Origin of the sequence: Aquabacterium sp. (assembly GCF_050725395.1) — a bacterium.
Lineage (GTDB): Bacteria > Pseudomonadota > Gammaproteobacteria > Burkholderiales > Burkholderiaceae_C > Aquabacterium.
In genome coordinates this window covers 1-12,045 of the sequence record NZ_JBOHHL010000065.1, presented here as the reverse complement: position 1 = coordinate 12,045, position 12,045 = coordinate 1, and the positions used below count along the sequence as shown (strand labels likewise).

The window sequence follows — 12,045 nt, the reverse complement described above, 5'->3', positions numbered from 1 at the left end:
CTCAACACGGTCAACCACGCCAGCACGCTGCACCAGGACGACAGCCAGGCGGCTTGGGTGCACGCGGGCCAAGATCTGGTGGTATCGGGTGGCAATGGCCTCAGCATCCCCAAGGCGGCTGACATCAGTGCCGGTGGCGACATCAAAGACCTGGCCTACACCGGGCAGCATTTCCGGGACAGCGATGTGACGCGCATCTCGGCGGGGGGTAACTTCATTGGCCTGGCCGCGACCTCGCGGACGGACGGCTTGATCCAGGTCGGCGGTCTGGGCGAATTGCAGGTCGAAGCCGGTCGCAATCTGGACCTCTCGGTGTCCGGCGGCATCGAGACCTCGGGCAAGCTGTCGAACGCGGCGCTGCCGGAACAGGGCGCGCACATCCGGGTCATGGCCGGTGCCCGTAAGCAAGTGGACGTGGAGGCGCTGGCCAGCCAGTTCATGACGGACGAATCGACGCGCGCCGACCTGGTCACCTTCGTGCAGAAGACCCTCAAGGTCTCCGACCTGAGCTATGAGCAGGCCTTGGACCACTTCCGGGGCATGAGCATGGACCACCAGGTCAGCTTCGCGGACCAATACGTTTTCACGCCCCGCTTCGTGGCCACCTATGTCCAATCCGACCAAGCTGGGGTGCCAGCGCCTTACCAACAGGCGTGGGTCGCTGCGGCCAAGGCCGCCGGTGTGAAGGCCACCGACTACACCTCCATCCGTTTCCGCCAGTTCAAGGACGACGTGGTGATGAAGGAGGTGCAGCGCCTGGGCGACGTGGTATCCGGCATCGCGCTGTCCGACAACGCTGCCGAGAATGCCAGGCGAGAAGCCGCCCGTCAGGTGGTCTGGGATCAGATTGCCCGGGCCATCGATTTGGCCGGGCTGGGCGCCGGCTTCAAATTCTCGGGCGACATCGACCTGGCCGGCAGCAAAATCTACACGCAAGGCAAGGGTGACCGCACGCATGGCGGCATCGACCTGTTCGCGCCAGGTGGGCAAGTGCTGGTGGGGCTGAGCACCTCCACGGAGAAAGACAAGCTGGAAGCGGCCACGCGCGGTCTGGTGGCTTACGCCGGTGGCAGCATCCGCTCGCTGTCGAGTGGTGATTTCCAGGTCAACTCCCAGAAGGCCTTTGTGGTGGGCTCGGGTGACCTGCTGGTGTACACCGGCCAGGGCGACATCGACGCGGGACGCGGTTCCAACACCGATGTGACCGTGCCGCCACCCGTCGCTGTGAAGGATCCTCTGACCGGTGTGGTCACCTTCGTGTCACCGGCCGTCACCACGGGCAGTGGCATCGGCATCCTCAAGAACCAGGATGGCAGTTCCGAAGGGGCGGTGAGCTTGCTGGCGCCGCCGCCGCACGAGGTCCGGGCGCTGGATGCCTACATCCAAGGTCCCACGGTGAACCTGCCGGGCAAGGTGCTGGGCGCCGACAACGTGCAAGGCCCGGTCAAGGGCCAGGCACCACCACCCACGGTGACGGTCAACCTGTCGGTCAACAGTGGTTTGGGCACCGAGGCGGCCGCTGGCGAAGCCGTGGCGGCCGAAGCCGCTTCTCGGGGCAAGGCCAAGGAGCGGGGCTCTTTGCTGACCGTGGAATTGCTGGGCTTGGGTGACCAAGACAACGCGCCGGGCGCGGGCGATCCCGTGCCCTCCAAGGCCAAGGACGACGAGACCAAGGACTGTCCAAAGAAGAACTGCGTGAGATGAGCGTGGGATGCCAATTTTCACAGTCGCGACACATGAGCTTTCGACAATGGAAGGCTGTACCGAGTCTTGTTGGGTGTCATGAACGCTGTTAAAAAATCGTGGCTGTTGGCCGTTTTGTGCGGTGGCATGTTGTCCACCTCTGCGCATGCGTGGTGGGATGCTGGTTTCAAGCACCGCACCAGGGTGACGCTCAACACCACGTCCCAAGGCATTGAAACCAAGGAAGCCCTGTCAGGCACGGTGGTGCCATTGCGTTTGCACTCGGGCAACTTCGATTTCCTGTCGGCCAAACCCGATGGCAGCGATTTGCGCGTGGTGTCCGCGGACGACAAAACGCCTTTGAAGTTCTGGGTGGAGCGTTTTGACGGCGCCAATGAACTGGCCGTGGTCTGGGTTCAACTGCCCAGCGTGGCGCCGGGCACCGACAAGAACCTGGTCTACCTCTATGCCGGCAATGAGAAGGCCGAGGCCGGCAGTGCCGGACCCGCGCTGTTCGATGGCGCCATGGCTGCGGCCTTGACCTTCGCTGAGAAAGACGGCCCTGCGGCCGACGCAACGGGCGTGATCAAGACCGCCGAGCCGGTGCTCCGTGAGACCACGGGCCTGATCGGTGCCGCCGCCCGCCTGGATGGGCAGAAGGCATTGACCCTGCCTGCCAGCGACAAGCTGAAGGCGCCCGCGATCGGGCCTTACAGCGTCAGCCTTTGGGTGAAACCCGAGACGACCACCGGTGCTGTGCTGAGGCAAGGCCCCTTGCAGGTGAACCTGGGGACCGGCAAATTGTCAGCGGCCTTGGGCAAGGCCCAGGCATCCGGCGGCGAGCTTCCAGCCTCGTCCTGGGCCCACGTGGCCGTGACCGTGGGCGCTGGCAAGCTGACCTTGTACGTGAACGGGGCACAGGCTGCACAGACAGACCTGCCCGCCGATGCGCCGGCCATCGAGGGTCCTTTGACGGTGGGTCAAGGCCTGACCGGCCTGGTGGACCAGATCGAGGTCGCTTCCACGGTTCGAAGCGCGGACTGGCTCAGGTTCGCCCACGCGGCGCAAAGCGCGGACGCCAAGCTCGTGGTTGCGGTGGGGCAGACCGAGGACAGCGCCAAGGAAGAGGGCGGCGAGCCGGGTTACTTCGGCATCCTCGTGGGCAACCTGACAGTGGATGCCTGGGTCGTCATCGGCATCCTGGCCGTGATGTTCGTGATCTCGGTTTGGGTGATGTATGTCAAGGCCGTGTACGTGGGGCGCGCCGACAAGCAGAACCGCCTGTTCCTGAAAATGTTCCGGGATGCGAGTGACGTGATGGCCGTTCAAGCCAAGGGCCTGGAACACTCGTCCTTGCAGCGCTTGTACGCCGCCGGCCTGCACGAGCTGAAGAAGCGAGACGTGGGCAAGGTTGGGTCCAAGCCTTTGTCAGGCGCCTCCATCGATGCGGTCAAGGCGGCCATCGACGCCGACCTCGTGCGCGAAAGCCAGGATCTCAACTCGAACATCGTGCTGCTCACCATTGCCATCGCGGGGGGGCCTTTCCTCGGGTTGTTGGGGACGGTGGTGGGCGTGATGATCACCTTCGCGGCCATCGCTGCTGCGGGTGATGTCAACGTCAACGCCATCGCGCCCGGCATTGCCGCGGCATTGCTGGCCACGGTGGCCGGTCTGGCGGTCGCGATCCCGGCGCTGTTCGGCTACAACTACCTCGCCTCGCGCATCAAGAACATCTCCTCGGACATGCAGATCTTCATCGATGAGTATGTGACCCGCGTGGCTGAGATCCACGGCGCTCGCTGAGCTGAATCGCCATGTCCGCCGACATCAAAGAAGGCAACCAGCCGTATGACGAGATCAACGTCACGCCGATGCTGGACCTGGCCTATGTGCTGTTGGTGGTGTTCATCATCATGACCACGGCCTCCGTGCAGGGCATCAAGGTGCAAGCACCGTTGACGCAAGCCGCGAACAACCTGGCCAAGCCGCAAACCAAGGGCATCACCATCACGGCCGATGGCCAGGTCTACCTGGACGCCTACCCGGTGAGCATGGACCAGCTCCAATCGACTTTGGCCCAATACAAAGCGGCCAACCCCAATCTGCCGGTGGTGCTCAAGGCAGACGCGGCCACGCAGTACGACAAGGTGATGGAGGTGCTGGAGATTGCCAAGCGCCTGGACATCACCGAAATCGGGCTGGCGACCAAGCGCGTGCAGTGAATCAGGAGTGTTGGCCATGAAAGTTCAAGACCAGACCAAGCCCTATGACTCCATCAATGTGACCCCCATGCTGGACCTGGCCTATGTGCTCCTCGTGGTGTTCATCCTGATGACCACCGCATCGGTTCAGGGCCTGCACGTCAGCATGCCAAAACCGAGCAACAAGCCCAGCACCGAGAAGCATGAGTTGAAGGTGGTGCAGGTCATGCCCGACGGTGGTCTGATGATCAATGGCGTCACGGTGAGCCTGGTCGATCTGGAGTCGCAGCTGGTTCAGGCCAAAGCCCGTGATCCGAAGATGAGCGTGGCCATCAAGGGCGATGCCCGCGCCCAGTACGCGAAAGTGGTGGCCATCATCGACCTGTGCAATCGGATCGAGGTGCCGATGGGCCTGGTCACTTCACGCATCGGGACCTGATCATGAGCCAGGCAGACAAGAAATCCACAGGTCGGTGGATCGCGGCTTTGGTGGGCGTGTTGCTCCTGTCCTGGGCCGGATACTGGGCGGCCACGGGCTTCAAGAAGAACGTGGGCGGGCCCAAGCGCCAGACCGTGAAGATCGCCGTGCTGCCCGACACGCCGCCACCGCCGCCACCCAAGGTCGAGAAGCCTCCTGAGCCCGAGAAACAGGAAACCAAGCCGCAACCGCAGCAGGATCAGCCCAAGGTGCAGCAGGCCAGCCCCGAGCCGCAGCAGTTGAAGATGGACGGCCCTGCTGGCGACGGGCCGAGTGCCTTCGCCTCGGGGCAGGTGTCCAGCGAATACAAAGGTGGCGAGATCGGCACCGGCAATGGCGGTGGCAACCGCCTTCAGTTTTCGCTCTTCGCGTCGCAACTGCAACGCCACATCCAGGCCAGTCTGGCCCGCAACAACGGCATCAAGTTGGGCGACTACCGGGTGAACGTGCGCGTGTGGTTGACCCCGGCGGGAGAGTTGCGCGTCGAACTGGCCTCGCCCTCGGGCGACGACAAGACCGACGAGGCGCTCAAACAGGCGTTCACCCAGTTGCCGGCCATGAGCGACGTGCCCTCCAACCTTCCCCAGCCCATCCGCCTACGCATCACCAACCGGATGACCGGTTGAACCTGAAGTTGACATGAGTACCTTGACCAAGAAATGGTGGCCGACCCTCACGGCTTTGAGTCTGGCCTTGGCCACGACGGTGGCGCACGCCGATGAACGCGAATCTCTGGAAGCTTTGCGCCAGACCACACTGGGTTTGATCAACGCGTTGGTCGACAAGGGCGTGCTGACCCGCGAGGTGGCCGATGGCATGCTCAAGCAAGCGCAGTCCTCCAGTGGGACGGTGCCGGCAGGCACGGCCACGGCCAAACCGGTGCAACGCGTGCCCTATGTGTCCGACGCCATGAAGGCCCAGATCCGCAACGAGGTCAAGGAAGAAGTGTTGACCCAGGCCCGCGCCGAGCGCTGGGGCGTGCCCAATGCCGTGCCTGCCTGGGTGGACCGCATCAAGATCGATGGCGATTTCCGTTTCCGCTACCAGACTGACCATCCTGGCAGTGGCAATGCCCCACCTTCGAACTACCTTCAAAGTGAAGGTGACAACTTGGGTACGACGCGTGCGGCGGATTTCGGGTCGTTCACTTCCATCAGCAATCCGGTGGCCACGGGCTCCACGCTGGACAGCCGGGACCGTGAACGCCTGCGCCTGAGGCTGGGCCTGAGCGCCAAGGTGACCGATGAAGTGGGCGTGGGCGTGCGCTTGGCCACGGGCAATGGCACCGACCGAGTCTCCACCAACCAGACGCTGGGTCAGAATTTCAACAAGTACCCATTGTTGGTGGACCGGGCCTATGTGAGGGTCGATCCTGTCGATTGGCTGAGCGTTCAGGCTGGCCGGCTTCCCAATCCGTGGTTCAGCACCGACATGGTCTGGAACGAGAACCTGAACTTCGAAGGCCTGGCCGCCACCGCGCGCTGGGCACGTCCGGAGCAACCTGGCTTCGAGCCCTTCGCCACGCTGGGTGCCTTCCCCTTGCGCGAAAGCTCCCCTCCCGCGCGAGGTGGGCGTTGGCTGTATGGTGCGCAACTCGGGGCTGCCTGGAGTCCTGCCACGCGCACCAGGTTGAAATTCGGGCTGGCCTACTACAGCTACAAGAATCTGGAAGGCCATCAGGACAATGACTACCGCTACGACGGCTTGTCTGCGCAGGTCTTGCCAGGCCTGACCTACGGTCAGTACGAGTACTCGTCGGGTTTGCGCCAGAAGGGCAATACCTTGTTCGAGACCAACCCGAGCATTCCCGACACCGAGACGCCCATCTGGGGTCTGGCCTACCAGTTCAGGCCCCTGACCTTGACCGCCTCGGCGGAGCTCACCCATTTCAGTCCCTACAGCCTCTTGCTGTCCGCCGAATACGTGAAAAACACGGCATTCGACGCCGGAGATTTCCGCCGACGCTCCGGCTTGGCGTTGGACCCTGGCGGCAGCGACACGGGTTACCAGTTCAGGCTGGCATTTGGCGCGGCCGAGGTCCGCGAAGCCGGGCAATGGCAGGTGTCCACCACCTACCGTCACTTGGGGTCGGATGCGGTGCTCGATGCCTTCACGGACAGCGACATGGGCCTGGGCGGCACCAACGTGCAAGGCTATGCACTGGCTTTCACCTATGGCCTGTACCGCAACACCAGCCTGGGCTTGCGCTACCTGGCTTCCAGAACCATCGACTCGCCCATCAACAACACGGCTGACTTCAAGGATGCGCAGTTCAAGGTCAATTCCCTGCAGGTGGATTTCAATGTTCGCTTCTGAAACCCGCCCGGTGGGCAAGCTTCACTGGCTGGCGGCGGTGGTCTGGGCGATCGGTGCGGTGTCCAGCGCTTCGGCCCAGTCAAGCGACCGCGAGCAGGAGCAACTCAAGCGCCTTAAGTTGCAGATGCGCCAGGTCCAGCAGGAGAAAGCTTCCCTGGAAGAAGCCCAGTCCAAGTCTTCTCAGGAGAAGGCCGCGCTGGAGCAAACCTTGAAGTCGGTCCAGTCGGAGGCCAGCAGCCAGAAGGCTTCGGCCGGCGCCTCGGCGCGCAAGCTCCATGGTCTGAGTGCGGAAGTGGCCTCGCTCAAGCAAGCTCGGGACCAGCTGAGCGAGCAGGTCGGGGCCTTGCAAAAACAATTGGAAGCTTCGAAAACCGAAGCCAGCGCGCAGCAAGGCCGAGCCCACTCGGGTGAACAGGCCCTGAGCAGCCTTCAGGCCAGCCATCAGAGCCTGCGCAAGCAAAACGATGTTTGCCGACAGGACAACGCGACCCTGGTGACGCTGGGCGAAGAGCTGCTCCAGCGCTATGAAAACAAGGGTCTTGGTGCCGTGATGGCCACCAAGGAACCCTTCTTCCAAACGGCCCGTGTGACGCTGGAGAACCAGGCCGCCGAGTACCGTGGCAAGCTTGACGCGGCCCGCGTCAAGCCCTGACTGCTCAAGAAGTGCTGTTTTTCCTGAGGCGTGCTGCGCCAAAGCCGGCCAGTGCCAGCACAGGCAAGACCCACGACGCAGGCTCGGGCACCGCGCTGATCTCGGCATAGCCGGTCAACACGGCGGTGTCCTTGGCCGACAGCTGGAACTGCGTGGCGAACTCCCAGTAGTTGTAGTGGCCGATGCCGGTGGTGTCGGCGCTGTCGTTGCCATAGGGCTGACTGCCCACGGTGCCTGAAGCGTAGGGATTGCCCACGTTCACGCCAGCATTCACGAAGGTCAACCCGCCATCGCCCGAAAGCCTGACCGCCTGGACCTTGCCAAAGCCAGGCACGTTCGACAGGCTGACGCTGCCCGTGCCCGCCGGGTTGGTCACGCTGCCCGAGATGTCGGCGTGCAAGGCGTAGGCACCGTTGATCTCGGGGACGATGCTTTCACCATAGCTGACCGTGTAGGTCTGCGTGGTGTTGGTGTTGTTCTTGGCAATGAAGCCATAAGACATCTCGGGGTCGACATTGCCCATGGCCGCGAAGGTCACGCTGGCGCGCCAGGGTGTGTCAGGGTTCGATGCGGCCGTGCCCGTGTTGCCATTGGCCATGGTCCAGCTGTGCCAGGAAATGGCTTCAACCTGGACGAAGCTTTCAGTGTCCGAATCGTAGACTTGGGCGGTGCCCTTGCTCCATTGGCCCGAGGCATCGCTGATCGGCGAGGTGATGCTGCTGAGGTCCAGACCCACATCGCCTGTTCCGGCATCGACGCTGGAGTATGGCGACAGGTTGAGGTTCCAGTGGTAGCCCGCACTGTCGGCGATCTGCACCGTCATGTGGGCTTGGCCTGTCGGGCTGGCGCCGGCCAGGGCCTGTCCGCTGAAGGCCGCGCTGATGGTCAATGCCATGGCAGTGAGTGGTCCGTTGATTCTCATGGTGTCCCCTGATTTTCAAGAATCGATGGTGATGGGATGGGGGGCCAGCAATTCGTCGAGGTGACGCAGCCATTGGCCGAGCACTGACTTCTGGGCCAAGTGATCCTCTGCGAAGCGGCGAGCCAGCAGGCCGAGTTCCACGCGAATGGCCGGTTGATTGGCCAGCGATTCGATGGCGCCGGCCAGGGCAGCGTGGTTGTCGGGGGGAACGACGATGCCGCAACGCGACACCACGTGGGCCATCTCCGTGCCCTCACGGCAAGTGGCCACCACGGGCCGGCCGCTGGACAGCATGCCCGAGAGTTTGGAGGGCAGGACCAGGTCTTCGGCTTCGGGGCACTGGGGCAGCAGGTGGATGTCCGCCAAGCCCAGCAGCTCACCCAATCGTTCAGAGGGTTGCAGGGGCAACAGGCGCACATTGTCCAGGTTCGCGCAGGCGGCCTCCAGCTCGGGCTTCATCACGCCGTCGCCACAGATCACGAACTCGATGTCGCTGCGGTTGCCCAGCAAGCGGGCGGCTTCCGGGATCATCATCAAACCCTGCTTGCCATTCAGCGTGCCCGAGAACAGCACCACCGTGGCGTTGTGTGCGATGCCCAGTTCGGCGCGGTAGGCGCTCACATGCGCCAGCGGCCGGACCTTGTCGACGTCGACCCAGTTGGGGAAGTGCCGGATGCAATCGTGGTCCACCCCCTTGTTCCGGAGCCGGTCCACCATGCGGCGCGAGATGGAAGAGACCACGTCGAAGCGCCGCAGCATGCGCCGTTCCACCCACAACAAGGCCTGGCGGGGCCAGCGGCCTTCCATGAGGCCCATCTTGAAGGCCACGTCGATCTCGAAGTCCTGCACGTGCAGCCAGGCCTGGGCACCAGAGAGTCGCGCCGTCAACCAGCCCATGGGGGCGCAGACAAAGGCGGGGGCCACGGTCAGGACCACGTCGGGGCGCCAGCCCACCTGGCGCAGCATCACGGGCAGCGAGGTGACTGCGAAGCTCAGCAGGTGAAGGATGCGCTTCAGCCCACCGGGCCGGGATGGCACCCACAAGGGTGCGCGCCACACGCGCGCTCCCTTCCAGACTTCGTGCTGGTAAGGCGGCCAGGCATGGCCTTCGGCGATCTTCCAATCGGGGTAGTAGGGCGGTGCGGCGACCACGCGCACGTCGTGTCCCTGTGACACCAGCCATTCCGCCATCTCTCCGGAGTACTTGCCAATGCCGGTGGGCTCGGGGGCGAAATTGGCGCTGTAGATGAGGATCTTCACGGATGTTCTTTCTTCCGACGCACAGGCGTGACAAGCCAGCAGGCATGGTCCGAACGGACCATGCCTCGTCTCAATTTCAGGGGAGGGATTGCTTCAGCGCCGTGCCCAAGCCGCGCTGGTGTCACGAATGGTGACAAGGCGCGGTGTCATGTTCATGAACTCAGGGGGAGCCGTATGGCGTTCAGGCCGTGAGTTGTTGCCGTGATGCACGCGCCAGCACCGACTCGTAGACGGCCAGGTAGCTTTCGGTGGCCTTGTGCGTGGTGAACTGCGCTGCCCAGGCCATGCGTTGCTGGCGTTGCTCGCCGTGGTGGTCGAGGCGGTCTGCCGCCAGCGTGGCCTCGAGCACGTCCGCGCCATGGTCGGCCCACGCGCCCATGTCATCCCCGGCCCGCAACAAGGGCAGGTAGGCGGCCAAAGGGCCGGCGATCTCGTTCATGGGCGCATCGTTGGTGGTGATGACCGGGCACCCACAGGCCTGGGCTTCCACGATGGGCCAGCCGAATCCTTCGGCCAGGCTGGGGAACAGGAAGGCGCTTGCGATCGAGTAGGCGGCCTCCAGCGCGGCGTTGTCGATGCCTTGGTAGAAGAAGACCCGGCCCTGGGGCGGCACCTCGGCGAGCGCCGCCAGGGTGTCGGCCGAAGATGGGGGGGGACTGACCATCCACAGTGGCAAAGGCTTGGCGTGGCGGGCGGCGTAGCGCGCATACAAGCGCAGGACACCGGTGGTGTTCTTGTACCACTGGCCACCGCCGACATGCAGGATCATGCCGCGCGCGCCGCCCGTCAGGCCGGCCCGGTCCAGCATCTGGATGGCCTGGACGCGGGCCAGTGGCTTGTAAGGGTGGTTCAGTCCGTTGTAGACCACTTGGGAGGTCTCGGCTTGAACGCGCCCGTGCTCGACCAAGTCGTCCTGTGTGCGGCGTGACACGCAGATGAAATGTCTGGCCTTCTGAAAACCCCAGCGGATGTAGCGCTGGTACAGCCGACCAGTGGCCGAGGTGGGGTTCTCCGGGATGTGGCCCAGGGCCGATCGCAAGGCCAGCAAATCGTGGGCGTGGACCACGTGAGGCAAATGCTTCACCAAGGGAACCCAGGGGCCCAAGGCCTGATCGCACAGCACATACAGGGTGCCTGGGTCCTGCTTCATGAGGCGCCAACGCACTTGCAGGGGGAAGATCAGGTACTGGTCAACATAGCCGGCCCATTTGGCCAACCGCGTGTGGGCGAACAAGGCATGGACGAGGGCCTGTGGCGCCCAGTAATCCACCTCGTGCCCCTTGGCCTGCATGGCCGTGCCGATCATGCGGGCGAAGCGCGGCATGCTTTGCGAGCGCATGAAAGGCGGATGGCAAAAGAAAACGAGCTTCATCAGCCCATTGTGGTCAGCGCATGTGACGCCATGACTACGGCCGCTCTCGCGTAAGCAGGCGTAATACCCGGGCGAGGCGTGTCATTTCTCCGCACACACAAACCCACGGAGCCCGATCATTCGGCTTTGGTTTTGCATGTGGTGGGTGGATGTGGCCATGGGTTCTGAATGCTGGACGTTGATGCGGACAAGGGGGGTGGCGGTGGCCTTGTGGTTCGCCTTGTCGAGCGTGGCCATCGTCGCTTGTGGCGGCGGTGGGGGCGAGGTTTGCAAGGACTGCGCCGCTCCCGGGCCCACGCAGACCACGGCCGAGCCGGTGAGCGTGCTTGGAACGCATTCGGCCGGCGCGGCGAGCGCCAGCGCGACCGGTGGTGCCAACCGACCTACCCGCCAGGAAGCCACCCGCTTTCTGACCCAGGCCACGTTTGGGCCCACCCAGGCTGAAGTTCAGCACCTGATGCAGGTGGGCTACCAAGCCTGGTTGGATGAACAATTCAAAGCGCCCCTGTCCGCGACCTCGCACGTGATGGCGTGGGACGCGGCCAACGCCGCCATCATGAAGGTGGACGCGGGTCAACGGGCCAGCAGCGACGAGGTGACCAGCAGCTTCTGGCGCGAAGCGGTGACCGGCTCCGACCAATTGAGGCAACGCTTGGCCCTGGCCTTGTCCGAGATTTTCGTGGTCTCGACCGCGGACAGTTGTGGCAGCAACGCCTACAGCCGGGGGGCCGCGGGCTACCTGGACATGCTGGGGCGTCAGGCCTTTGGCAACTACCGTGACCTGTTGGAGGCCGTGGCCGTGCACCCGGTCATGGGCTGCTACCTGTCGTACTTCCAGAATCAGAAAGAAGACCCGAGCACCGGGCGTGTGGCCGACGAGAACTTCGCGCGCGAGGTCATGCAGCTGTTCTCGATCGGCCTGTACCAGCTCAACCTGGATGGCAGCCTCAAGACCGATGCCAAGCAACTGCCCCTGGAAACCTACACCGCGGCCGACGTCTCCGACCTGGCCAAGGTTTTCACGGGTTGGGGCCTGAATTGTTCGACCGGGCTGACCGCGGCCTGTTTCTTTTCGAACCCCAGCACCCCCGAGCAATTCCTCGCGGACATGCGTGGCTTCGGCCTGTACCACGCCACCACCGAGAAAAACTTTCTGGGCGC

The 12,045-nt window shown here is 63.8% G+C and carries 11 protein-coding genes; 8 read left to right on the top strand and 3 right to left on the bottom strand.

Going from position 1 to position 12,045, the window contains the following annotated elements:
- From ACREB4_RS20705 to ACREB4_RS20675, 7 genes are all read left to right on the top strand, one after another.
- On the top strand, positions 1-1,704 hold a 1,704-nt coding region (locus ACREB4_RS20705), incomplete at its 5' end, for a filamentous haemagglutinin family protein (RefSeq protein WP_431590133.1).
- A 126-nt stretch (positions 1,705-1,830) separates the two neighbouring features.
- Complete coding sequence (locus ACREB4_RS20700) at positions 1,831-3,486, top strand: DUF2341 domain-containing protein (protein ID WP_431590132.1); 1,656 nt, start codon at positions 1,831-1,833, stop codon at positions 3,484-3,486.
- Between the two features lie 11 nt (positions 3,487-3,497).
- Positions 3,498-3,905 carry an ExbD/TolR family protein gene (locus ACREB4_RS20695; RefSeq protein WP_431590131.1) on the top strand — a complete coding sequence of 136 codons (408 nt, stop codon included), beginning with the start codon at positions 3,498-3,500 and terminating at the stop codon, positions 3,903-3,905.
- Positions 3,906-3,921: 16 nt separating this feature from the next.
- Entirely contained in the window at positions 3,922-4,323 is a 402-nt protein-coding gene (locus ACREB4_RS20690) for an ExbD/TolR family protein (RefSeq protein ID WP_431590130.1), read from the top strand.
- Between the two features lie 2 nt (positions 4,324-4,325).
- A complete protein-coding gene (locus ACREB4_RS20685; RefSeq protein ID WP_431590129.1) occupies positions 4,326-4,988 on the top strand; it encodes a TonB C-terminal domain-containing protein in 663 nt (220 codons plus the stop codon).
- A gap of 13 nt (positions 4,989-5,001) precedes the next feature.
- Positions 5,002-6,678 carry a putative porin gene (locus ACREB4_RS20680; RefSeq protein ID WP_431590128.1) on the top strand — a complete coding sequence of 559 codons (1,677 nt, stop codon included), beginning with the start codon at positions 5,002-5,004 and terminating at the stop codon, positions 6,676-6,678.
- The gene (locus ACREB4_RS20675; protein ID WP_431590127.1) at positions 6,665-7,330 is read left to right on the top strand and encodes a hypothetical protein; all 666 of its coding nucleotides are present in this window, start codon (positions 6,665-6,667) and stop codon (positions 7,328-7,330) included. Before ACREB4_RS20680 ends, ACREB4_RS20675 begins: the two co-directional genes overlap by 14 nt.
- 4 nt (positions 7,331-7,334) lie before the next feature.
- On the opposite strand, the gene ACREB4_RS20670 is transcribed toward ACREB4_RS20675, so the two are convergent.
- The 3 genes from ACREB4_RS20670 to ACREB4_RS20660 all read right to left on the bottom strand — a co-directional run bounded on the left by ACREB4_RS20670 (position 7,335) and on the right by ACREB4_RS20660 (position 10,884).
- Positions 7,335-8,225, bottom strand: a complete 891-nt coding sequence (locus tag ACREB4_RS20670; protein WP_431590126.1) for a PEP-CTERM sorting domain-containing protein — start codon at positions 8,223-8,225, stop codon at positions 7,335-7,337.
- A gap of 42 nt (positions 8,226-8,267) precedes the next feature.
- Positions 8,268-9,512, bottom strand: coding sequence for a glycosyltransferase WbuB (locus tag ACREB4_RS20665; RefSeq protein WP_431590125.1), 1,245 nt, complete (start codon positions 9,510-9,512; stop codon positions 8,268-8,270).
- A 181-nt stretch (positions 9,513-9,693) separates the two neighbouring features.
- Positions 9,694-10,884 carry a glycosyltransferase family 4 protein gene (locus ACREB4_RS20660; RefSeq protein ID WP_431590124.1) on the bottom strand — a complete coding sequence of 397 codons (1,191 nt, stop codon included), beginning with the start codon at positions 10,882-10,884 and terminating at the stop codon, positions 9,694-9,696.
- A 157-nt stretch (positions 10,885-11,041) separates the two neighbouring features.
- On the opposite strand from ACREB4_RS20660, the gene ACREB4_RS20655 reads away from it, so the two are divergent.
- The coding region (locus ACREB4_RS20655; protein WP_431590123.1) for a DUF1800 family protein at positions 11,042-12,045 on the top strand (1,004 nt) is incomplete at its 3' end.

Coding starts and splice junctions, on each gene's coding strand:
- ACREB4_RS20690 (WP_431590130.1), top strand. CDS start 3,922: ATGAAAGTTCAAGACCAGACCAAGCCCTATGACTCCATCAATGTGACC.
- ACREB4_RS20700 (WP_431590132.1), top strand. CDS start 1,831: ATGTTGTCCACCTCTGCGCATGCGTGGTGGGATGCTGGTTTCAAGCAC.
- ACREB4_RS20670 (WP_431590126.1), bottom strand. CDS start 8,225: ATGGCATTGACCATCAGCGCGGCCTTCAGCGGACAGGCCCTGGCCGGC.
- ACREB4_RS20680 (WP_431590128.1), top strand. CDS start 5,002: ATGAGTACCTTGACCAAGAAATGGTGGCCGACCCTCACGGCTTTGAGT.
- ACREB4_RS20675 (WP_431590127.1), top strand. CDS start 6,665: ATGTTCGCTTCTGAAACCCGCCCGGTGGGCAAGCTTCACTGGCTGGCG.
- ACREB4_RS20660 (WP_431590124.1), bottom strand. CDS start 10,884: ATGAAGCTCGTTTTCTTTTGCCATCCGCCTTTCATGCGCTCGCAAAGC.
- ACREB4_RS20685 (WP_431590129.1), top strand. CDS start 4,326: ATGAGCCAGGCAGACAAGAAATCCACAGGTCGGTGGATCGCGGCTTTG.
- ACREB4_RS20695 (WP_431590131.1), top strand. CDS start 3,498: ATGTCCGCCGACATCAAAGAAGGCAACCAGCCGTATGACGAGATCAAC.